This is a genomic window from Nostoc piscinale CENA21 (genome assembly GCF_001298445.1).
GTDB classification, from domain to species: Bacteria; Cyanobacteriota; Cyanobacteriia; order Cyanobacteriales; family Nostocaceae; genus Nostoc_B; species Nostoc_B piscinale_A.
On the sequence record NZ_CP012036.1, the window covers coordinates 1247987 to 1271957 of the forward strand.

At 40.1% G+C, this 23971-nt stretch carries 16 protein-coding genes and 3 pseudogenes; 9 read left to right on the plus strand and 10 right to left on the minus strand.

Translation table 11 applies throughout. The features are described 5' to 3' along the window. The first annotated feature begins 191 nt into the window (after positions 1–191). Positions 192–854: a Coq4 family protein gene (locus ACX27_RS05565; protein WP_062289490.1), complete on the plus strand. Its 663-nt coding sequence runs from the start codon at positions 192–194 to the stop codon at positions 852–854. A gap of 97 nt (positions 855–951) precedes the next feature. On the opposite strand, the gene ACX27_RS05570 is transcribed toward ACX27_RS05565, so the two are convergent. The 7 genes and pseudogenes from ACX27_RS05570 to ACX27_RS05600 form a co-directional block, all read right to left on the minus strand. After that, positions 952–2583 (minus strand): iron uptake porin, encoded by a 1632-nt coding sequence (locus ACX27_RS05570; protein ID WP_062289492.1) that lies wholly within the window; start codon positions 2581–2583, stop codon positions 952–954. Between the two features lie 116 nt (positions 2584–2699). After that, the gene (locus tag ACX27_RS05575; RefSeq protein WP_062289495.1) at positions 2700–4328 is read right to left on the minus strand and encodes an iron uptake porin; all 1629 of its coding nucleotides are present in this window, start codon (positions 4326–4328) and stop codon (positions 2700–2702) included. Positions 4329–4459: 131 nt separating this feature from the next. Beyond that, complete coding sequence (locus tag ACX27_RS05580; RefSeq protein ID WP_062289498.1) at positions 4460–5080, minus strand: Crp/Fnr family transcriptional regulator; 621 nt, start codon at positions 5078–5080, stop codon at positions 4460–4462. A gap of 134 nt (positions 5081–5214) precedes the next feature. Then, positions 5215–7464: a PhoX family protein gene (locus ACX27_RS05585; RefSeq protein ID WP_062289500.1), complete on the minus strand. Its 2250-nt coding sequence runs from the start codon at positions 7462–7464 to the stop codon at positions 5215–5217. Between the two features lie 308 nt (positions 7465–7772). Beyond that, positions 7773–8439: pseudogene (phoU, locus tag ACX27_RS05590) on the minus strand (phosphate signaling complex protein PhoU). 28 nt (positions 8440–8467) lie between these two features. Then, complete coding sequence (locus tag ACX27_RS05595; protein ID WP_062289502.1) at positions 8468–9793, minus strand: sensor histidine kinase; 1326 nt, start codon at positions 9791–9793, stop codon at positions 8468–8470. Positions 9794–9853: 60 nt separating this feature from the next. Beyond that, positions 9854–10606 carry a winged helix-turn-helix domain-containing protein gene (locus tag ACX27_RS05600; protein ID WP_062289504.1) on the minus strand — a complete coding sequence of 251 codons (753 nt, stop codon included), beginning with the start codon at positions 10604–10606 and terminating at the stop codon, positions 9854–9856. A gap of 549 nt (positions 10607–11155) precedes the next feature. Between ACX27_RS05600 and ACX27_RS05605 the strand changes: the two are divergent. The 6 genes and pseudogenes from ACX27_RS05605 to ACX27_RS05635 all read left to right on the plus strand — a co-directional run bounded on the left by ACX27_RS05605 (position 11156) and on the right by ACX27_RS05635 (position 17339). Continuing rightward, positions 11156–12140, plus strand: a pseudogene (locus tag ACX27_RS05605) (hypothetical protein). 42 nt (positions 12141–12182) lie between these two features. Then, the gene (locus ACX27_RS05610) at positions 12183–13262 is read left to right on the plus strand and encodes a coiled-coil domain-containing protein (protein WP_062289506.1); all 1080 of its coding nucleotides are present in this window, start codon (positions 12183–12185) and stop codon (positions 13260–13262) included. Positions 13263–13578: 316 nt separating this feature from the next. Further along, positions 13579–13881: pseudogene (locus ACX27_RS33390) on the plus strand (transposase); the annotation flags it as partial. A 371-nt stretch (positions 13882–14252) separates the two neighbouring features. Next, a complete protein-coding gene (locus ACX27_RS05620) occupies positions 14253–14537 on the plus strand; it encodes a type II toxin-antitoxin system VapC family toxin (RefSeq protein WP_235526513.1) in 285 nt (94 codons plus the stop codon). Between the two features lie 590 nt (positions 14538–15127). After that, positions 15128–16852, plus strand: a complete 1725-nt coding sequence (locus ACX27_RS05630) for an ABC1 kinase family protein (RefSeq protein WP_062298170.1) — start codon at positions 15128–15130, stop codon at positions 16850–16852. 112 nt (positions 16853–16964) lie between these two features. Further along, the gene (locus ACX27_RS05635; protein WP_062289515.1) at positions 16965–17339 is read left to right on the plus strand and encodes a hypothetical protein; all 375 of its coding nucleotides are present in this window, start codon (positions 16965–16967) and stop codon (positions 17337–17339) included. A gap of 190 nt (positions 17340–17529) precedes the next feature. On the opposite strand, the gene ACX27_RS05640 is transcribed toward ACX27_RS05635, so the two are convergent. The 3 genes from ACX27_RS05640 to ACX27_RS05650 all read right to left on the minus strand — a co-directional run bounded on the left by ACX27_RS05640 (position 17530) and on the right by ACX27_RS05650 (position 22339). Then, a complete protein-coding gene (locus ACX27_RS05640) occupies positions 17530–19881 on the minus strand; it encodes a two-partner secretion domain-containing protein (RefSeq protein WP_062289519.1) in 2352 nt (783 codons plus the stop codon). Between the two features lie 351 nt (positions 19882–20232). Beyond that, complete coding sequence (locus ACX27_RS05645; RefSeq protein ID WP_062289522.1) at positions 20233–20580, minus strand: hypothetical protein; 348 nt, start codon at positions 20578–20580, stop codon at positions 20233–20235. A 184-nt stretch (positions 20581–20764) separates the two neighbouring features. Further along, positions 20765–22339: an alkaline phosphatase D family protein gene (locus tag ACX27_RS05650; protein WP_062289527.1), complete on the minus strand. Its 1575-nt coding sequence runs from the start codon at positions 22337–22339 to the stop codon at positions 20765–20767. Between the two features lie 110 nt (positions 22340–22449). Here ACX27_RS05650 and ACX27_RS05655 point away from each other — a divergent pair, with 110 nt between their 5' ends. Together ACX27_RS05655 and ACX27_RS35640 are read left to right on the plus strand one after the other, a co-directional pair. Further along, entirely contained in the window at positions 22450–23700 is a 1251-nt protein-coding gene (locus ACX27_RS05655; protein WP_418006773.1) for an aminotransferase class I/II-fold pyridoxal phosphate-dependent enzyme, read from the plus strand. Then, positions 23648–23905 carry an Orn/Lys/Arg family decarboxylase gene (locus ACX27_RS35640; RefSeq protein WP_418006774.1) on the plus strand — a complete coding sequence of 86 codons (258 nt, stop codon included), beginning with the start codon at positions 23648–23650 and terminating at the stop codon, positions 23903–23905. The genes ACX27_RS05655 and ACX27_RS35640 overlap by 53 nt, the downstream gene beginning before the upstream one ends. The last annotated feature ends 66 nt before the right edge of the window (positions 23906–23971 follow it).

The following is a 23971-nucleotide window of genomic DNA, read 5'->3' on the forward strand; positions in this document are numbered from 1 at the left end:
CTAATTCTTAACCTAGAATTAAACAGTAATTTTACTGGCACTAATTAATATACAAATAACCTGAAATATTTCTGATAAATATTTATAACAGGCCCATTATGTGGAGTGAAATTTGATATCAAGCGCCGCCTTCCCACGTTGTTTTCTTTATGTCACACTAAAAAGCGGAAATCAGACAAAGGTTATTAACCATGAGTGCTATAGAAGAACTAGAGAAAACATGGCACGATCAAGCACTATCAAGCATTATAAATATGATAAAAGCACCTGATGGTGACTTTGATAGTCTTGGTAAACTTGCAAATGCCGTTGGAGATGAGCAAAGTTTACAAAAATTAGTAGAATTTCTTCGTACTACTCCTCAAGGACAGCAAGCATTTGAGCAACGTCCCAGATTGGATAATGTGGATTTAGAAACACTCTATCGTTTACCAACTAATACCTTGGGATATGCTTACGCTAATCATCTGCTCAAAAATAATTTGAAACCTTTAGCAGCAGGAAAAGTAGAGGATGATTATCAATTTTTAGGAGCGCATCTCACAGAGACACATGACATTTGGCATATTGTCACTGATTGCAAAACAGATATTTTCGGAGAAATTCAATTAGAAGCTTTCTATGTTGCCCAACTACAATTTTCACGTTTTTGGTTGGGTTTATTAGCTAAGAATCTTGTTAAAGCTACTATTTACAATATTGAGGTTTCAACAAAATATATGGATGCAATTACCAGAGGATGGCTAATGGGAAAACAGGCTCAACCTCTATTTGGTGTGGAATGGAGTCTTTTATTGGCAAAACCACTAGAGGATATTCGTACTTCGTTTAATATAATTCTTTCTGAAGCTTAACGATAGTCTAGATTTAGGCATAATCAGTAGTCGAACTCACATTAAATAAAACCCCACCTAAAGGTGGGGTTTTATTCATCTCATCCAAAACTGAAATCTAGAAAGAGAAGGTGGTACGCAATGTACCTACGTAGATAGTATCGTTATTGTCGTTATGTTCTGGGTTGAAGATAACCAACAAGCCAGGAGTCACTAAGATGTTATCGCTGACTTTGATTTTATAAAGACCTTCTAAATGATAAGAAGTGTCTCTGTCGGTATTTGCTCTAGTACCAAAATTTAGGTCAGTAACTTTGGGTGGTTGACCAAAAATGATGCCCAAGGTGTTACCTTCTCTACCCAGATCTTTGATAGATAAATTAGCAGCCCAATACCAAATATCTGCACTGCCAGAGGTTGTACCCTGTACAGCTTCCGCATCTGTGTAGCCTACCCAACCACCAACACCAATGTTGTCAGTAGGGCGGAAGTTAGCCATGAAACTGTAGTTATTAGCTGTGGTACCAATATTACCAAAAGGTCTGTTGGAAAGAGAACTACCTTGGCTACCAAACAAGTTGACATCAATATCAGCACCATCATTTTGATAAGTGCGAGAGTAGGCAAAACCAACGTTGATCTGTTTGCTTGGTTTAAAGTCTATTTGACCAAAGTAGGCATTAGATCCGTTGAACAGACCATTACCTTGAGAGGGGTCACTAGCGTTGGGCGCAAGATACGCACCTGTGAGGCTAATAGGGCCTTTGGGGTTGACTGTCACAGTCAAACCAGCGCCACCAGGAGATGACGCACGATAAATTTGGCTGAAACGTCCAAAGCGTGAAATTGCACCTGTACCACTGCTTCTTAAATCTGGGTTGAAGACATTGACGTTATCCCATAATTGTGCGCCAAACGCATCAACCTTGACTCGCACTGCATCACTTCCCAGGTTGAATTCATAGTTAAGTTTATCAATTTCAACGCTGTTACCGTTGTCACCATCATGGCCTAAGCGAGTCATGTTGGTTCCTGTAACAGAAGTACCAAATGGGGTAACATTTCGAGCTTGTAAACGAGTTTGCAATCTATCTGAACCTGTGAAGCTGGTATACAAGTTCAACCGCACCCGGTCAGCAAAGATCACGTTTTCATTTAGATCGGCATTGTTGCTGGAATCTGTGTCTGTATCAGCGCGATCATCACCAAACGGTGCAGCTATGGTAAAGATTGCTTCCCCAACCAACTTGGTAGTAGTAGAGAATTGGTTTGCTTCTAACTCAGCAGTGCGAGCTTCTAGCGCATCTACCCGACCACGTAGAGTTGCCAATTCCGCAGAAAATTCTTCTTGTAAACGCTGTAATGTGGCTAAATCTTCTTTGGTAACTAAATCGGCTGTAGCTGTCGCAATTAGTTCGTTAACCCTGTCTAAACAAGCATTCAAACCAGCCGCAAACTCATAACGAGTTAAAGCCCGGTTACCCCGATATGTACCGTTGGGATAACCTGCAATACAACCGTAACGTTCTACTAAAGACTGTAACGCTTGGAATGCCCAATCTGTTGGTTGTACATCCGAAAACTGGGATACGGATGTTACTTGACCCATACTGTCATTTTGTTGGGTTAATTGTGCAACAGTTGTAATCTGCTCGTTAGCTTCTCCAGCTAAGGCGCTGTTAGCTGCTAATAAAGACGCAGCCAAAATTGCTGGACTAACTTTTAATACATTCCAGAAAGAATTTCTCATGATTTTGTTTGCTTTCACTCACACCATACCGTCAAAGTTTATGGGTATTTCCCTTATTATTTTTTAAGGGAAAATACCCATAAATCTTGTTTTTATTATATCACGTAGGTGTGATTTTAGAAAGTGAAAGTTGTGCGGAGTGTACCGACATAGATGGTATCGTTTCGATCGTTATTTTCAGGATTGAAAATCACCAACAAGCCAGGAGTCACTTGAATGTTGTTGCTAACTTTGATTTTGTAGAGACCTTCCAAATGATAAGCTGTGTCTCCATCTCTACGATTAGCAACAGGAGTATCCGTAACTGTTGGCTGCTGACCAAATACAACACCTAGTACGTTACCTTCTTTACCAAAATCTTTGAGGGCTAAGGTTCCAGCCCAGTAGACAACTTCTGCATCTCTACCTCTATTTGGGCCAGTTTCGGCTACAGCATTGGAGTAGCCAGCCCAACCACCAATGGTTAATTTAGAACTAGGCTGAAAGCTCGCCTGTATACCGTAGTGATTACCTGTGGTAGCAACACCAGTACCAAAGGGAGCGATCGCATTGAAACTACCAGTATTTCCTGTGAAATTAACGTTGTTAGTTCCACCATTTCTGGCACCGTCATAAGTATGGGCGTAAGCGAAACCAATATTAAAGGCTTTACTGGGTTTAAATTCTAGTTGTCCAAAAGCTGCATAGTCGCCGTTGAACAAGCCAAAACCTGCATCGGGGTTACTGGCTTTAGATGCTAAATAAGCTCCGGTCAAGCTAATAGCACCTTTAGGGTTGAGAGTAACTGTTAAACCAGCACCACCAGAACCTAGACGATAAATCGGGCTGAAACGTCCGTAACGTGAAATTGCACCTGTACCACTGCTTCTAAAGTCTGGGTTGAAAACGTTGACGTTCTCCCACAACTCAGCAGTGTTGGCATCAACTTTTACCCGAATATAATCGCTCAAATTGAAAGCGTAGTTAAGTTTATCAACTTGAACTTGGTTAGAAGTATTGTCTACAAAAGCCAGGCGGGTTTGATTTGTACCAGTTACATTGGGTGTAGCATTGACGTTATTCCCAGATTGTAACCGGACTTGCAGTTGATCTGTGCCTGTGAAGCTGCTTAATAAGTTTAAACGTACCCGGTAGTCAAAAGTAGTGTTAGAAGTTAAATCCCGTGTTGGTGTCTGAGGATTGGGTACTGCTTGGTTGTCACCAAAAACTTGAGTTGCGTCAAAAACTGCTTCACCAACTAACTTGGTGGTAGTAGAAAATTGGTTTGCTTCTAATTCAGCAGTGCGAGCTTCTAGCGCATCTACTCGACCACGCAGAGTTGCCAATTCCGCAGAAAACTCTTCTTGTAAACGTTGTAATGTGGCTAAGTCTTCTTTGGTAACTAAATCGGCTGTAGCTGTCGCAATTAGTTCGTTAACCCTGTCTAAACAAGCATTCAAACCAGCCGCAAACTCATAACGAGTTAAAGCCCGGTTACCCCGATATGTACCGTTGGGATAACCTGCAATACAACCGTAACGTTCTACTAAAGACTGTAACGCTTGGAATGCCCAATCTGTTGGTTGTACATCCGAAAACTGGGATACGGATGTTACTTGACCCATACTGTCATTTTGTTGGGTTAATTGTGCAACAGTTGTAATCTGCTCGTTAGCTTCTCCAGCTAAGGCGCTGTTAGCTGCTAATAAAGACGCAGCTAAAACTGCTGGACTAACTTTTAGTACATTCCAAAAAATTTTGCTCATTATCTTAACTCTCACTCACACCCACTAGTGCAATATATGGCTGTATTTTGGCTACAATTGCTGCTTTTTTTCAGGGTATTCACTAATAATTACAGGCATCAATATATCAGAAGGGATGCAACCAACACAAGTTAATAAACATTGTTTTTAACTATAGTTTGGGTAGTAAATTTATTTGGTAAACGCAAAATAATCCGCCGCTTGTATCTTAACAATACCCCTTCTTCTTCAAATTGTTGTAATAGTCTGGTAATTGTCACCCTAGTGGTGTTTAAAACTTCGGCAATTTCTTGATGGGTGATGTTGATGTCGATAACTCGATCTTGTTCAACATTCCGTCCAAATTTGTCACTCAGCCAAACCAAAAATTTCCATAAACGCAGGGAAATGGGCTTGAGATGGACAATGCTTAAAAGCTCTTCTGATTGTTGAATATGAGCAAATAAACCTGCTATATCTTGATGCCAGAGATAAGCAGGTACAATACTTACTTCGACACTGGTTAGACATTCAATTTGGTAGGGTTTGACTTTCGATAGGGGAGAGCCAATCAAATCTCCTGGCCCCCAATAACCTAAAGTGATGAAGGTTCCATCCTCAGCCCAAGTGAGGGTACGAACTGCACCACGTTCGATGCGCCAGATGACCTCGTTTCTTAGGGGAATAATTTCTTTGCGGGCAAAGATTTTTAGTGATAATTGTTCACTAACAGATGCCGTGGATAATGTTGGTGTCAAACTAGTAGATGTCATTATAAATTTTATGGTATCTGGTGAAAGTTTTGATTTTTTACAAGGCGATCGCAGCAAAATTATTGAGGTTAATTTCTAACAGCTATTTGCTTGATAAATTTATAATAATTTCTAGCTAAATAATAAATGTTTGATTATGTGGCTAATTGAATATTTTGATATGTTTTGTTAGTAGATATTGTCGTTTTTGTGATAGAGATAACCGCAGGTTTTGGTGGTGCATTTGGTGTTTTGTCAGGCCAATTAGAACCAATGGGAACTTGACGAGTTTGCAAAAATTCTTCACCCGTGGTAGAGGTAACTACAAATTGTCTGGTTTCCATTGCTTGGTTTTTTCTTGTCCCATTTGTTTCACCTGGATGTTGTATAGATAAAAACATAGTTGTTTGATCATTTGTGAAACAAGGGCCTGTAGTTTCACATTCCATTGGCCCCATTGCAAATAAAAATGCTTTGCCTGCATCTCCACCACTAGTAGGGATAAACCACATAGAATTATTGCCAAACAACCCAGATAAACTCACAGATTTTCCGGGTTCTGTGTTGCGGTTGTTCACGGCGTTATTGAGTTTGGTGGTGGAAATATCTGTCACCATCCAGACATTACCTTGACGGTCTAGTAATAAGTTATCTGGATTGGCAAAACCCATCCCACCTGCGGCTGGTTCTCCACCTGTGGCTAACATTTGCCAACGAAAACTCATAGCGGCGGGGTCTTTGTTATCTTCAGTTAAGCGCATCACCCAGCCGTATTCATAACCTGTTTCACCTTGGGGACTTTTAAACACTCGCACGTCGGAACCACCTTGTTTGTCTGGCGCACCAGAAGTAAAACTGATGTATAAATCGCCGTTGGGGGCAATTTCTGTATCTTCTGGACGCGCTGTGCAGGTAGCACCTGCGGCATTGGCTGCGTAATGTGCATCAATTAAAATTGCGCCTTGCTTTTCTTCGGAGTTGCCTGTGTAAAGGTCTGCGAGTTTTTGATACTTTTGTTTGTACTGGGCGATCGCTTCATCTTTGGTGACTGCAAAATAACCCGCAGTGGGTTCGGTTGTTTCAGCTTTGGTTCCGAGTGGCAACAAAATGATATTACCAGCAATCTGACTCGGCACATCTGGATTTACAGGAGTCTCGGCTTTTAGGGGTATCCAGATACCAGTACCATCGGCGTTGAATTTGGCGGCGTACAGCATTCCCTGTTGTAATAGCCGTGAATTTGCCTTGTCTTGGGGATTTTTGACTTGATCACGGCTGACAAATTTATATATATGTCCACCACGGCGATCGCATCCTGAATAAAAGGCTAGTGGTTTACCTGCTTCTACCCACACACCGACAGCTTCATGGCGATAACGTCCTAACCAAGTGTGTTTCGTCCCGTAATCTTGGGGGTTAGCGGGGTCAATTTCCACAATCCAACCATATTTATTACCGGCTAAACCAAACACATTTCCTTGTCCGAATAATTCTTCATCACCCAAAGCAAAGGGCAATGTCCCAGGGTCAAAAGCTGTACCATCAGCATAAACTGGTTCAGGTACTTGGGCTTGGAAGTTTTCTTCGGCACTCAGCACTGTACCCCAAGGTGTTGTTCCCCCTGCACAGTTGGCAAAAGTACCAATGATGCGATCGCCCAGTTTATCTATATACCCCTGACCTGTTTGCTTGCGAAATATTGCCACGGCTGGGCCTGTAGCTTTTAAATAGCGATTATCTTTTAAGCCCGAAATTCCACTAATGCGTCTATCTGCTGGGGAATTGGTTCTTTCCCACTTGCCATTGGCTGTTTTTTGCAGGGAAATGACACCTAACCCTTGGTCGATTAAGGCTGCTTGACAAATTTCGGCAATTTGAGATTTTACTGGGTCATTATCTGGCAAATTATATGCGTTAATGGCAGTTTTTACTGAATTTGGGCTGTTTAAAGCTGTTTTCACCTCAGCAAACGGTAATGATTGACCAATGACTTGCTGATAGGTTTCCATCCAAGGAATCGCACTGATATACTCAAAGTTCACTGCCAGATAGCCAGCATTTTCTGTGGTGGAGATAAACGATAAATAATCGTTGTTGTAACCAAACCGCGAATCCCCGACTTGATCACCCCAAGCAGCAATGACTTGATATCCAAACCCTTCTGGCAGTACCAAGTCATCTACGACTTCATAACTACTATATTGGACTTGTTGTTCTCGATTGAAGTCTGCCGTTTCTAAAGGAATCGGCCCTTTGATGGGTTTAAACGAAAATGCCGATTCTCCTACTGATGATGTGTTTCTTTGCGTCGTTGTCTTTTGACCGCAACTTGTGAGATTAGCCAGTGCCAATGCACTTGCGCTACCTCCCATTAATAGCAATAAATCTCGACGCTTGATACTCATTTATATCAGTAAAGCGATAGTTCCTGTGATTTCCGATACTTTAATCACCCAAGGTTAAGAATAGGTAAAAATTCAGTGAAATCTAACTCAGTTAAGCAAGTTTTAACTTTTTGGTAATTCAAAATACTAGCAAGTTCAGATCCTCGACTTCTCAAAGAAGTCGAGGATCTCTTGATTTCTCAGCTAAAAAAATGGAGAATTGGCATATCTAAATTTCCAATTCTCCATTTTTTTATGTTGTATTTAGTAACAAAAGATTTGCTAAATCATCAATTCAATAATTGGGAAAAATTTCTCATCGATTGTTATTAACCACGTTGACCAGTGACAATATATGCTACTCTCTGACCAATATTAGTAGCGTGATCTGCCATCCGTTCTAGACAACGAATTGCCAGTGCCAACAAAATAATTGGCTCTACCACTCCCGGAATATCCCGTTGTTGAGCTAAAGTTTGATAAAGGCGATCGTAAGCATTATCTACAGCATCATCTAAGTGCTTAATTCCCCGTCCGCCAGCTTCATCTAAATCGGCCAAAGCTACCAAGCTAGTTGCTAACATCGCTTGGGCATGGTGTGACATGATTTCAATTTCTGGTAAAGATGTATGAGGTGTATAAGGGAAAAGTTTAACTGCGATTTTGCCTAAATCTTTGGCATAATCTCCTATACGTTCTAAATCTCGGACTAATTGCATAAAAGCACTCAAACAGCGCAAATCTTGCTCTGTTGGTGCTTGGGTCATGATAGCTGTACAGTCTGATTCTATTTGTCTATAAAAACGGTCAATTTTTTTTATCTAATTGAGGAAGTTCTTCAGCAGCTGTGAGGTTACGAGCAAATAACGCTTGGTGGCTGAGGCGAAATGATTGTTCTACCAAAGCCCCCATACGTAAAACATCTCGTTCTAAGCGCCTGATGGCACGCGCCAACTGAGAACTGTCAGGGTTGGGATTATAAACGACAGCTTCCACACTTGTATTCTCAAAAGTGAAGATACTATTAACTATAGTCTTGGCTTTGAGAGTTCGCCACAACTTCAGGGAGGGTTAGCTGCATCCAAGCCCCACCTGTTTGGGGATGGTTCATGGCTTTAATGGAACCACCATGTGCTAAGAGAATTTGCCGGACGATCGCTAAACCCAAACCATTCCCAACAATTGAACCAATGGAATTATCTTGTAAAGGGGAATGAGTTCTGGCTTGATCTCCGCGATAAAATCGCTCAAAAATATGCGGTAAATCTGCTTCGGAAAAACCTGTCCCAGCATCAATTAAATTTATTTCTAACAAGGGAGATATCGAATTATTTTGATGATTATCTTCAGAAAATTTAATTTTTGCTTCTACTTGAATGTTGGTGCTAGGAGAACTGTATTTAATACTATTGTCAAGCAAATTGAGAAAAACTTGATAAATCCTGGCTTGATCAGCTTTTACCCAAATATCTTCCGGCCCAGAATAGTGCAGGGAAAGGTGTTGTCTTTGTGCTAAGGGTTCTAATGTTTCCCAAACAGATGTAATGAGCGATCGCATTTCCACTGGTTCCAAATGCAATTGCATTTTGGGGTTAGCTTCGATTTGCGTCAGTTCTAACCAGCCTTGTACCAAGCTAATCAGTCGGTCAACTTCTTGCATCAGGCGGTCAACCCAGCGATTTAAAGGTGGTTCTAAGCGATGTTGTAAGGTTTCTGCAACCAGCCGAATAGAAGTTAATGGTGTTCTGAGTTCGTGTGCTAAATCGGAAAATGAGCGATCGCGTTGTTGATTTACGTCCAAAAGTGGTTGACGATTTTCTAAAAATACGCCTACTTGACCATTGGGTAAGGGCAAACCAGAGGCGCGTAAGGTCATAGACTTGATGGTAGGTAATTCGGCTGGATTGTCGGATGAGGGATGAAATAACCACTCTTTGGTTTGGGGTTTTTGGCGATCGCGTGTTTGCTCAACCAACCGATCTAATTCATACGACCGCACCAATTCTAACAACAAGCGCACCTGTCCTGGTTGCCATCGTTGCAGATATAAAATTTCTCGCGCTTGTTCGTTGCACCACAGCAATTGATTTTCTTCATCTACTTGCAAATATCCTATCGGTGCAAAATCCAATAGGTCTTGATAAGTTTGTAGGGATTGCTGTAAATCTTGGCGCTGATGCTGTAATGTCTTGATTTCCTGACGCAAACGAGGTAATAGCGGTAGAGCAACATCCTTAGAACTAGAGTAGGGTTGAAGAACTCTCCCCAAGTAACGGTTTAATTGAATCTGTTGCCAAATCCAAAACCCAATACCTACCGCCAAACCTAGAATTAATCCCAATAAGAACATTGTGAGTCCCAGTTGCTAGTTGCGTCGTGATTAATAAAAACTAACAACTATCTTCACCAATTATCCGAAACGATAGCCAAATCCTCTCACAGTCACAATATATTCGGGGTGGCTAGGGTCTAACTCTAACTTCTCACGCAACCAGCGAATGTGAACATCCACAGTCTTGCTATCCCCAACAAAATCTGGCCCCCAAACCTGATCTAACAACTGCTCCCGCGACCAAACTCGCCGCGCATAACTCATAAACAATTCCAACAACCGGAATTCTTTCGGGGAAAGATTGACTTCTTGACCCCGCACTAGTACCCGACATTCTTGGGGGTTTAAGGTAACGTCTTTGTATTTCAGAACTGGTAATTGCGGTAAAGTGCTTAAACGTTGACGACGCAGCAGTGCGCGACAGCGAGCCACTAATTCCCGCATACTAAATGGTTTGGTGAGATAGTCATCTGCGCCAACTTCTAAACCCAACACGCGATCAGTTTCACTACCCTTAGCACTCAACATCAAAATCGGCACTGGATTGCCTTGATGGCGCAGTAAGCGACAAATATCTAAACCATTGATTTGCGGCAACATCAAGTCAAGAATCACCAAATCAAAAGGAAACTCACCGGAGTTGGGTTCATAACTTTTGAGATACTCGATCGCAACCCTTCCATCTGGCGCTGTCACGACCCCATAGCCTTCCTCCTCCAGTGCTACAGATAGCATCTCTTGGATTAACTCTTCATCTTCTACCACTAGAATCTGACTTGTGTGTCCGATATCTGCTCTGGCAGAATACTTGGTCGATTCACTGGTGTACATTGATATCACAAAAGTCTGCCCTGTGCTTGTATCAATATGAGAAACGAGTCAATTATCTAATCTCTCGGTGCATTTACTGTCGCACCTGAGCAAATTACTTTGCAAAAAGTAACATATATAACAGTCATGTCTACAAACATTATAAAGCACATTTGTTGCATATTAGCAAAAAACTTGTTGTCAAACTTCACACTCAGGTGTTATGTAGTTTGCTGTTATCTGCTTTAAGTTGCAGACTAGGTGATTCTACACTGCCACATCTCCCAAAAACAAGCTTTTCACGTCAACCATCATTCTCTCTTGACAAGGGTGAATGAGTTTGAGTATATTTGTTAGTACAAAATTACTATAAAGCTTCTCGTAGAAGCCATACCAACAACAAAGCAGTACGATTAATCAACATCGTACTGGATTTTCAGTATTTCTTCATTCCAGTATTTGTACTGAACAAAAATCACTGTTTTAAAGGTTACTCTGATGTCTGCATAGGGTAGCTATTGGTATGGTTTGCTACCCAATCAATTCATTGCTAATTAAGGGAGTTTGAGTATGACTTCAGTTGCAGTTAAAGACAGTAAACAGCAACTTATGCAAGCATTTCAACAGATTTTAGCTGAACAAAAAAAAATTAGAATCAAAAATTGCAACTAAACAAGAAGAAGCTGAAAAAGCCAAAAACCAAGAAATTTTAACTGCGGCTTCTACATATACAGTTGATAGCATTGTTAAAGGTTTAGCAGATTTACAACTAGAATTTGGTAGCATTGTCACCTCCCTATCAGAAAAACTGGCTAAAGAAAACTCCAAACTAGATGAACTCAACCGAGCGATAGAAATTGCTACTCAAAACCTTCAAGAACTGCAAAGAATTAGAATTGTCGCAGATACATTAGATATCCTCACACAAGAACATCAAGAAAAGTTAAAAACTTTAGAACAAGATACTACCAGTAAAAAAGAAGCTATTGAAAAAGAAATTGCTATCAAGCGCAAAGAATGGCAAAAAGAACAATCAGAGTATGAAGAAGCTGTCACAGCATACAGTGATACTACCAACAAAGAACGTCAACAAGAACAAGAAGAATATCAATATAAATTAGAAACTACTCGTAAGCTTAACACAGATGCTTATGAAGCCAAGAAACGTCACTTAGAAAGAGATATCCAAGAAAAGACACAAGAAAAAGAAAAAAACTGGACTGAACGGGAGAAAGTTTTCTCTAGTAATCAAGCTTTATTTAAAGAATATCAGCAAAAAGTAGCAGCCTTCCCCACTGAGTTGGAAGAAGCAGTGAAAAAGGCGCGAGAAGAAGCAATTAAAGAAACTAGTCAAAAAGCCAAAATAGAGGCTGATTTATTTGAGAAAGAATGGGAATCTACTAAGCAAAGCTATGAACTCAAAATCCAAAGCTTAGAACAGACAATTACCAAGCAAGTCGAACAAATTGAAAGTATTTCCACACAATTACAAGCCACTCTGAAGCAAGCGCAAGATTTAGCAATGAGAGCTTTTGGTAATTCGGCGACTAAATAGATAATTCTTATCTGAATTATTGATAATCATTGGAGGTTAAATATGGCTAGTAAGAAACTCACAGATAAGAATACTAAAGCTGAAATTCTGCAAGCTTATGAAGAGTTAACAAAAGAAACATCAGGGCTAAAAACTCAACTAAATCAAGCCTTAAAAGCAAATCAAAATGCCAACGTAGAAAAGCCAAAATTAGAGCAAAATACAACTATGACTCAGCCTACAACTATCCAACAAAAGATGAATTATACAATTGAAAGTTTAGCTAAAATTCAATTGGGTTTTGGTAGTGCGGCAAATGAGTTATCAGAACAGTTAACCACCCAAGCTTCTAAATTAGGAGAAATTAGACAATCTGTAGAAACAGAAATTACCGCCTTAAAGCAACTACATAATTTAGAAATTGCTGAGGATACCTTAGACACTTTGATTACAGCCTATGAAGATAATTCTAAGGCATATCAAGAAGAATATAATCAGCGTTATGAAGTATTATCACAAGAAATACTTGAGCAACGCATTGCTTGGCAAAAAGAACAGGATGAATATAAGCAATCAATTAAAGAACGCAATGATAATTTAAATAAAACCAGACAGCGGGATACAGCCGAGTATAAATATGATTTGGAATTGCAACGTAAGTTAAGCTCTGATGAATATGAACAAGCTCAAAAAACTTTATATAAACAGTTAGAAGAATTTCAGCAAGAAACAGAAAAGCAATTGTCTGAAAAGGAAAAACAAATTGCGGAACGCGAAAAGCAATTTGAAGAAGCAAAAGCAAAGGTAGAAGCATTTCCGAAAGAGAAAGAAGCAGCTATCAAAAAAGCTACAGAAGAAGGTAAAGGAATTGCTCATTACCAAGCTAAAGTAAAAGCTGATTTATATGGCAAAGAAGTCGAAGGACAAAAGCGTTTTTATGAACAAAGATTACAATCTCTAGAACAAACTATCACCAATCAAGAAACACGTATTCAAAATCTCTCGAAACAACTAGACTCTGCACTGAAACAAGTACAAGATTTAGCAGTTAAGGCGATTGAAGGAACTGCAAATGTCAATTCTTACCAAGCCATTAAAGAAATTGCATTAGAACAAGCCAAAAGTCAGGTGAAGAATAAATAGACATTAATTTAGAGACGTAATTAGTAATTACGTCTCTACTGTTGAGGCATTATTTGTAATCAATAATTATTGATAATCAGGGTTCGGTTTTATTAGGCTTACCATTGTTCAGAGGTTTCTTGCGGGGCGCTGAGGTTTCATTAGATTTTTTATTGGGTTGTGGGTTAGTGTTTGATTTTTGGTTAGACATAAGACTGGAGAATTAACTATACATTTACATACAATAAGAATATTACTGAATCCAGAAATTAGTTAAGAAATTTACATATAACCTACATTCTGCAGGTGTATCAGGTAAAGAGATAATATTTTCTGTAGTCTTGAAGATGATGCCAAACAATTTACTAACTCTGTTCGCCATCACTGGGGAATAGAAAATTCATTACATTGGGGAGGCAGCGCGTTGCGGGGGTTCCCCCCGTTGTAGCGACTGCCGTTATTGGATGTAGCTTTAAAAGAAGATGACTGTCGGATTAGAAAAGATAATGCTCCACAAAATTTTGCACTCATGAGGCAGATAACAGTAAATCTGTTAGGTAAAGAAAAGTGGATCAAATGCGGAATTAAAAATAAACAGTTTCTGGCAGCAACGGATAATAACTATTTAGAGAGAGTTTGATCATTAGCTTAAACTAACTTGTGAATAATGAAACTGAGAGTTTCACTTATTTTGAGTCATAAGTTTACTTATTTATTCCTAGATATTCAGCTAATTTTAGCTGAATCAAGATTTATTTCCTGAAAAATAAACTAATTTACGATTTAGTAAATAATTAATTTAATTTGTTTATCTATTTTTTAATTTTTGCAATTATCTAGACTATTTTGACAATTTAGTTAGTTTTTATTAGTAAATAAGGCACGTTTTTCCTGACAGCTAGACCAACCATAAATCTAGTTCTGGCAGCAAACATAGAAGTCACAAAAGAGTGGTGAGAATCTCGCAGAAGTACCTTTACACTTTACATTTCACAAGTTGTCATAGATGAGGTGTCGCGGGGAGACTCTGAAATTGCAGCTAATCGTCTAGAACTTCTTAACAGGATGCCATTAGTAGAACTTAATCAAGCTGTACAAAATCTGGTGGCGCAATTTCTCAGACGAAGCAATCTTCCTCCCAAAGCATCTGACGATGCGGTTCATATTGCAGCAGCAACCTTTCACAGCCTGGATTACTTGCTAACGTGGAACTGTAAGCATATTGCAAATGCTCAAATTCAAAGAAAACTTGCAGAGATTAGCTTTGATTTTGGATATCAGTTACCCGTAATTTGAACTCCCTACGAACTATTAGGAGATTGAATCATTTTACAAGACGAAATTTTAGATGAAATTCATAAAATCCGTGAAGAACACTTCAAGTCTTTTAAATACGACTTAGACGCGATGTTTGCAGACTGGCAAAAGAAGCAAGCAGAAAGCGGTAGAACAGTTGTTAGCTTGTCAGCCAAGCGCGATCTAACAACTCAAATGCAGCAAACTGACAAGAACCACTAGTAAGCAAGTGCGATCGCTACAAGTCACCCTCCAAACTTGATAACTTGTAGCAAATAAACATAATTACATCCCGGCTCAGTAACAATATACCCAAAAAAGCCTTTTCTTAACAATTCTTTAACTATTGCACATTGATTTTTGCCCGATTCGCGGTGATTTTTTGTACTTTTATAAAGTATAATTAAGAAAAAGATAAAAAATTTAGGTAAGCACGGTAAGCTTTTATGGCTGCGTGTGTACCCGAAAAAAGGTAAAGTTTAATAGTTTTTTATAAAAAGCTCAGGTTATCCTAACGAGCAATCAGCTTGTATTTTAGGATGCTGAAAAACAACAGTGTAGATTTCCCAGTTGAAGAGGCAAACAAAAGCGTGGGTCAGTATCAACCTGCTCAGCTAAAGCGATATAATCCAGAAGCGATCGCTCGTCACTATCGTTACCGCCCCTGGTCAGCATGGGGACGCTTGCTGAGAATTATCTGGTCTTTTGCTGGATTCATTTTGAGTCTAAAGTGGGATGAATGGCAAAATCAAGTAGAGCAGAATCGGGGAAAGCGAGCTACCCAGTTGCGTCAACTACTCACAAGCCTAGGCCCCACATTCATTAAAGTCGGTCAAGCCCTCTCCACCCGGCCTGACTTGATTCGCAAAGATTTCTTAGAAGAGTTGGTAAAATTACAAGACCAACTGCCACCTTTCGATAATGCGATCGCTTATGCAATTATCGAAAAAGAACTTGATTGCCCAATATCAGCCGTTTACAGCGAATTATCACCAAAACCTGTAGCGGCGGCAAGTTTAGGTCAAGTTTATCGGGGACGTTTGATTAGTGGTGAAGAAGTTGCCGTCAAAGTACAACGCCCCAACCTCCGACCAGTTCTCACCTTAGACCTTTATTTAATGCGCTGGGCTGCTGGTTGGCTTGCACCTTGGCTACCCCTAAATCTCGGTCACGATTTGACCTTAATTGTGGACGAGTTCGGGACAAAATTATTTGAAGAAATTGACTACATCAACGAAAGCCGGAACGCCGAAAAATTTGCCAACAACTTCCGCAACGACCCACAGGTAAAAGTCCCGGCAATTTACTGGCGTTACACTAGCAGTCGAGTATTAACCCTAGAATGGATTAATGGCTTGAAGCTAACAGATACAAAAAGTATCCGCGCTGCTGGGTTAGACCCAGAAGCTCTTATCCAAATTGCTGTCACTTGTGGGTTGCGTCAACTGCTAGAGTTCGGCTTTTTCCACGCTGACCCCCATCCTGGTAACTTATTTGCTATGCCCGACGGTCGTATGGCTTACATCGACTTTGGCATGATGGATCAGTTAGAAGAAACCAGCAAAGAAAATTTAGTTGATGCTTTAGTACATTTGGTCAACAAAGACTATCTGGACTTAGCTACAGATTTTGTCAAATTGGGTTTTCTGACTGCCGACACAAATATTGAGCCAATTGTACCAGCACTAGAAGCTGTGTTAGGTGATGCAATTGGTAAAAACGTTGGGGATTTTAACTTCAAAACCATTACCGATGAATTTTCGGAATTAATGTATGAATATCCCTTTCGAGTCCCGGCTAAGTTTGCGTTAATTATTCGGTCATTAGTCACACAAGAAGGAATTGCCCTCAGCCTCAACCCCAATTTTAAAATTGTTGAGGTTGGTTATCCTTACATTGCCCGACGCTTACTTACAGGCGAGTCTCCCCAATTGCGCCGACGGTTGCTGAATGTGCTATTCAAAGATGGTAAATTCCAATGGCAGCGATTGGAAAATTTAATTGCGATCGCTCGCACAGATATTAACTTTGATGTATTACCGACAGCCCAAATGGGACTGCAATTTCTGTTATCAGAAGAAGGTAAATTTCTGCGGCGACAATTAGTATTAGCCCTCACAGAAGATGACCGTCTGCATACAGAAGAAGTACAACGCCTGTGGGATTTAGTCAAAGATGACATTAAACCCAATCGTTTAATCGATGTCGCAATTCGCTTGTTGACAGAATTTTCTAGAGAAGGAGTAGCCGCTATTTTACCAAGAGCTACAGCTTTTGTTAATTTAGGAGATTCGGCATCAGGTATCACACACTAAAACCTGTAAACTCCCATCGGATAACAGGAGGTAATTTTACCTCCTATCATTTTGATAGCACACTATTACAAACACTAAATTTTCTGACCTTTTAATATAATTCGGAGTTTCCATGTACTACTTCCCAGAACAACCACCTTATTTTCTCCTAGCTATTGGCTTATTCATTGCTGTAACTTCTGGTGCTGGGTTATCTGGCACACTTAAAACTATTGTGCAGAAATGGCAAAAAAATAGTACAGAAAAATCCAAATCTAATGTTTATTCCCAACAATTATTAGTACCATTTATCGGTATTACTTTTGGTATTAGCCTTTTTCTCTATTCAGGTTTAGCCATCTTTGGTTTTCCCCCTATTCTGGCCTTGGGAGTTGGTTTACCAATGAGTTTATTGACTTGCTTATTAGTATGGTTGCAATTGATCAGTATGCTCACCTTTGCCAAAACTCAAGGAATGCAAGCCCTGGATTTAGATTCTTTATCTTAGAAAAATTGGCTCATAACTCAGAATAAACATCTCTCTCCCTTGTCTTTGTTGTTCACATATCAACTAGGACTGCTACATATAATTAGGGTGTATTACAGCTATGCAAAGATTCAGCACTTAAGACAGTGCGAATTAGCCGTAATACACCATTTTTTTCTGTGCATTAAGTTTTGACACAACACACTCCTAATTACAAATTAGCAGCACAAGACACAGGATTAAGTAATGGACTATGGGGTGTCACAGTTGGCGCTTGGGAAACTAAAGTTACATTACCTTTACCATCTTGTACCCAGCCTTGAGCGGGGACAATTTGAGTTTCTTGAGTTACAGAATCTAATTTTTGCCTGCTTATATGATGGGGTAAATGACTAACACTATTTTCACTTTCACCATCAAGAGTAATCCAATTTACTAAAACTGAATCATCCATTAAGGGGTCTGTAGGACTAGGTGCAATTCCGCCTTTACCTGTAGCAATCAAAGAACCTTTTTTGAATTTACCCCCTGGTTTACAATATGTGGCAATTTGCCGCGAAGCATCAAAAGGTTCTGCGGGAAGTTCGAGCAAACCGCGACTGGGGTCAACATCGGGAGTATTGATTTGAATAGTACCGTTTAATGAAGGGTTTTGTTGCGAAAAGGCGGTAATATCGCTGGTGGGGAGTCGGTTGGGGTTTAGTTGTCTAGAATCTTCAGTACCTAATATTTGTACTAAGTCAGCGCGACTCCGTTGCACAAAGCCAAATATATTATTGGCATTGATGATAATCCTACCACCAGCACCAGAAAAGGCATTGGCTGTAATGTCATTATTCCCTTGGGGAGTAGCGACGATAAAACCATTAGGCGCATTAACAGTAATATTGCCACCATCCCCTGGAGCGTTGGCTGTACCTGCATTAGTGGATATTTGACTACTGCGGCGTAATAATAATACATCTTGCACCTGCAACGTAATATCCCCACCTCCACCACCTTGACTATTAGAGGTGATTTGTCCTTTCTCATCCAGTAGAATAGAGCCAGCATTTACATTTATTTCACCTGCTGTACCTAGTTCATTGACATTTCCTTGATATTTAGTACCAGGTGGAAGTCTTGGAATTCGACTAGTAACAGTTATACCGCCATCTCTTATCAATAATTTTGCTGTATTAACTGCCACTGTACCTGCTGCTCCAGGGCCTATGGTTGTGGCAGACAAATTGCTAGGAAAACCTACTGCTAAGATACCAGTTATCTCCACTGAATCAGAAGCATTTATTGTGATATTTCCTCCGTTACCTTTAGCTGGTATCAAGGTCGAAGTTGAAGGATTTATATTACCACCAGAGCTAGCTGATATTTCTGCGCCATTTTGTAGGCGCAATCTACTAGTGTTAACTGTAATATCACCCGCATGACCATCACCAGCAGTATCACTCACCAATGCAGTGGCTATAGGACGATTCATAACTGGCTCAAAACTCCCACCAATTAACTCCACTGAATCAGAAGCATTGACATTCAAATTTCCCCCATCTCCCTTGTTGAAGGTAGAAACACGAATTTGTGCGCCATCCCGAAGAATTAAGTTCTTAGCGTTAATTGTTAAGTCTTGTCCGTCTCTCATACCTAGAGTTTGACTTGTAACAATTGCATGGCGGCTAATTAGTTCGACAATGTTACCTTGTACTGTAATTCTGCCACCACCATCTACACCACTAGCATCTATGACAGAACCTATCGTCGTGCTACCAACTACTCGTGGAACTAGTCGAATATTTTGAAAATTATTGACACTTTCATATCCCAAGACCCAACCTTGGCTGATAGGCTTGAGAGTAACTAGACTATTAGGGGAAACACTTCCTAATTCAATATTTCCCGACTTCGCTGTTATATTTCCTCCATCTAAGAATAAATCACCACCCACTAGTGCTAATGTTTTACCTGACTGCACCTGTAAGCCAACAGGTTGATCAATCACATTCATTGCACCATTGGGACTTGCTTGAGATAAATTGCGGATAGGAGCCGCGATCGCTGTGAATTGTAAACCAATGGGAATACTGACAGATAATAGAGATGAAACTTGTGTATCTGTCGCACTAAATGTCTTGCCATCAGCAAAGTTAATCCTACTAGCTGTACTTGCCAGAAAAGAACCGCCAATATTTAATGTCGCTTGAGACCCAAACACAATTCCGTTGGGGTTAATCAAAAACAGGTTAGCTGTACCTCCAGCTTGGAGAGTACCATCAATTTCAGAAATAGAATTACCTGTGACGCGGCTGATAATGTTTTGAATACCAGCAGTATTTTGAAAACTAGCTGTAGTGTTAGCAGGGACAGAAAAATTCAAAAAACTATGGAAGAGGTTATCACCGACGCGAGTACCCCCTGTAATTGTTGTAGTATTGTTCTGGGTTGTAACTTGAGAATTGGTGGGTAATGTCCCATCCTGCATGATTTGGGCAGAAGTTGAGTTAGCAGAAAAAGCTATAACACTGCCTATTGCACTGCCTAAAATTCTTGACCACCAATGAAGATTGCTCATATCTCCGCACAACTCACTGAACAATTGTGATTGTACTTTTAAAATGCAATAACCTGTTGAATAATTGACAAAATTCGTTTGTTGTGCTTATTATCAAAGTTTATTTTTACTGCTATTCTGCAACTTTATTTTTAGAGAAAAGAGTTTTATCAAATATTACTAAATGTATGAAAAAAGCGGTGTTATCTTGAATAAAGACAACACCACTTTTTTTGATTGAGAAAATTTTTATTTTGTTTTCGTAACTTATTAGTAATAGTAAAAGAAAGATTACACCATTCTAATATTTACTACAGAAAAAATGTTTCTCAATCTGCTTTTTGTCTTGTATGAGCAAGATGCAGTGTATTTTTAAGGAAAACCACAGCTATACCATTGTCCATTGTAGTAATAACCTTGTAATTTAACCTTTGGCGGGGTAATACTAGGCAAAATTCCTTGATTTTCTTGGCTAGATTTAACTTGACTTAGGTCGATTAAGAACTGTAATTGAAATGATTCTAGATCTGACAGACCATATTTTTCTAATAATTCAGCTAGTTTATCATGATTCAGATTACTGTATATTTCTTTGGATAACTCAGCGTGTAACTCTGGTAATATTTGCGAATCAATAACTGTTGGTTCTGTTTCTTGGGATTGCATAGATTTTGGTTGACCTTTTAATTTAGTAGACAAATGAATTTGGCTGTTTAGCATTGCTGAGTTAAAAGTCACAAGCTTGAGGTGTGAACTTTTTCTCTCTATTTATAACTTCAGAGTGACTACGAAGAATTACGCATTGGTTAACAAAACTTCAGATTTTCCTCTATGAAATTACGCAAAAATTGTAGGTGGTATTTGCCCACCTACAACAATCTAGTTATTAACAGGATTGGCAAAATTAAGCTTGCCGATATGCTCCTGGTTGCCCATTTTGGACAACGAAGGAAGCTAGGGTGCTGATAGAAGCATTGGGATCAACAATGCTAGAAACTGCCCGATAATCACTTTGCCATTGTTTAGGAGTAACTTGGCAACGGACGTAACCCCGGAATGCACCATCAAAAAACTTGGTATGAGGATTAGTTCTCAAGGCGGCTTGCACTGGTGCAATGAATGAGGTGGGGAAGTCTGAGGTGATGGAAGTACCAACGAATTCAGTCGCTACGGTTACGGAAGCGGGATTATTAAAATCAAGTTTAATGTCGTGTACCCAACTGGAATGGATATCGCCTGTAATTACTACAGGGTTAGAAGGTCGGCGATAGTTGAGATAGTTCACAATTCGATTACGTGCCGCTACATAGCCATCCCATTGGTCTACATTGAATAATCCAATCTCAGGACGGGCATCAAAATCAAATTGAGCAAACATTGTCTGTTGGGCAATAATATTCCAACAGGCGCGAGATAGGTCTAATCCGTTGAATAGCCAGCGTTCTTGCAGTGAGCCTGTCATTGTGGCATTTGCGTCAAAGGCTTGCACACAACGGGGCTTGAGTCCATCATTACAGGGTTGGTCTGTGCGATATTGACGAGTATCTAAAACGTGGAACTGGGCTAAGTTGCCATAACTCAAGCGTCGATAAAGTTGCAGGTTCGCACCATTAGGAAATGAAGATAAACGCAATGGTATGTGTTCGTAGTAGGCTTTGTAGGCGTTAGCGCGACGTTGGGCAAAGACTTCTGGGTTGATGTTATCTTCGGAAATTAAGTTGGCGTAGTTGTTTTCTACTTCGTGGTCATCCCAGGTGACTATCCAAGGAAAGGCTGCATGAACCGCTTGTAAATTTGGGTCGGTTTTATAAAGGGCGTGACGGTTACGGTAGTCTGTCAGAGTCATAATTTCTGGGCTATTATGCTGACGCGGCCCGCCTGTTTCTGGCCCGTACTCGTAAATGTAATCACCTAGATGTACAACTAACTCAATATCTTCTTCGGCTAGATGGCGGTAGGCGGTGTAAAAGCCATTTTGCCAATCTTGGCAAGAAACAAAGGCGTAGTTTAGTTGTCTGATGTAACTATGAAAGGCTGGCGCTGTGCGAGTCCGACCAATGGGGCTAAGTTCATTACCAACGCGAAACTGATACCAATACCAACGGTTAGATTCTAAGCCTTGAACATCAATATGTACTGAATGGGCTAAATCTGCGATCGCTAAAGTTTTACCACGTCGGACAACTTTTCGCATCTTCTCATCTAGGGCGACTTCCCAATGTACCACCACGTTTCTTGATGGCATTCCACCGCCATTTAAGGGGTCTGGTGCTAACCTTGTCCATAACACCACACTATCTGGTAATGGGTCGCCAGACGCTACACCCAAAGTAAAGGGATAGCTAGAAAATCTCGATGTTGCTAATGCTGGTTCCCATTGGCTGGTTAATGCTAAACCTGTAAAAAATCCCGCACCCAGTAAAACACTCCGCCGTTTATAACGATTTGATAAGAGGCGATCGCAATTGATAAAATCCATATCCACCCTTAATGAATTTGCTGTATAAATGCGATGAAGTTATCAACCGACAATCAAGCGGAGATTAAGAAGATATTAAAAGTATGAAGTGTGAAGTCTGAAACTTATTCATGCCTAATCAATACCAAACACCTTTATTAGATGCGCTCAAAGCTTGTACAATTAAGCCTCATGCGCCGTTTTACACTCCTGGACATAAGCGGGGTCAAGGAATATCGCCAGTATTGGCTGATTTACTGGGTGAAAAGTTATTTCGGACAGATTTAACCGAATTAGCTGAGTTAGATAGTTTGTTTTCTCCCCAAGGTGTAATTCAAGCCGCCCAAGCATTAGCAGCAGAGGCGTTTGGTGCTTCACAAACATGGTTTCTTGTCAATGGTTCTACTTGTGGCATTGAGGCAGCAATTCTCGCTACTTGTGGTACAGACGATAAAATCATTTTGCCGCGCAATGTGCATTCTTCAGCGATCGCGGGTTTAATTCTTTCTGGTGCGATCCCAATTTTTATCAATCCTGAATATGACTCGGTTTTTGATATTGCCCACAGTATCACGCCCGAAGCTGTCGCAACTACCTTACAACAGCATCCCGATACCAAAGCGGTGTTGATAGTGTATCCCACATATTACGGTGTTTGTGGAGATTTAGGTGCGATCGCCAACATTACCCATCAATATAATATTCCTTTGTTGGTTGATGAAGCCCACAGCGCACATTTCGCTTTTCATCCTGAATTACCTACCCCAGCTTTAGCCGCAGGTGCAGATTTAACTGTGCAGTCAATTCATAAAGTTCTTGGTGCGATGACACAAGCATCGATGCTGCATATTCAAGGACAGAGAATAGATAGCGATCGCATTAGTCAAGCTTTGCAACTAGTTCAGTCTACCAGTCCGAGTTACATACTTTTAGCTTCGTTAGATGCTGCACGTCAACAAATGGCGCTGAATGGTGAACAACTCATGTCACGGACTTTGCAACTTGCAGATATAGCCAGGAACAAAATCAGTCAAATTCTCGGTTTATCAATTTTGTCGCCACAATTATCACCTGGTTTTCGGGAATTAGATAGAACTCGGTTGACAATTAACGTCAGTAAATTAGGTTTAACTGGGTTTGAGGCGGAGGAAATTTTAGATGAAAAGTTGGGGGTAACTGCGGAATTTTCTTCCTTACATAATTTGACTTTTATTATTAGTTTGGGAAACACAATCAACGATATTGAGCAATTAATTACAGCTTGCCAAATTCTTGCCGAAAAGTATCACCGTCACAGAATCTTGATTAAGACTCCAATTGAGCAGAATTTTGCTGAGTACAAGGTGCAGGTATCTCCCCGGACAGCGTTTTTTTGCCCCTAGTGAAACTTTATCAATAGAACAAACAATTGATCGCATTTGTGCCGAAATTGTCTGTCCTTACCCTCCGGGAATCCCCGTTTTAATGCCAGGAGAAATAATTACTAAAGCAGCTTTAGCATATCTGCAACAAATTCAAGCAATGGGCGGGATAATCAGTGGATGTGCAGATTCAAGTTTGCAAACTTTAAAAGTTGTTAAAAATTAAGGTGCTGCTCCATCAAAAAAGTTGAAATGAAAAAACTGTAGCTACTGCGGATGATTTGGGAATACT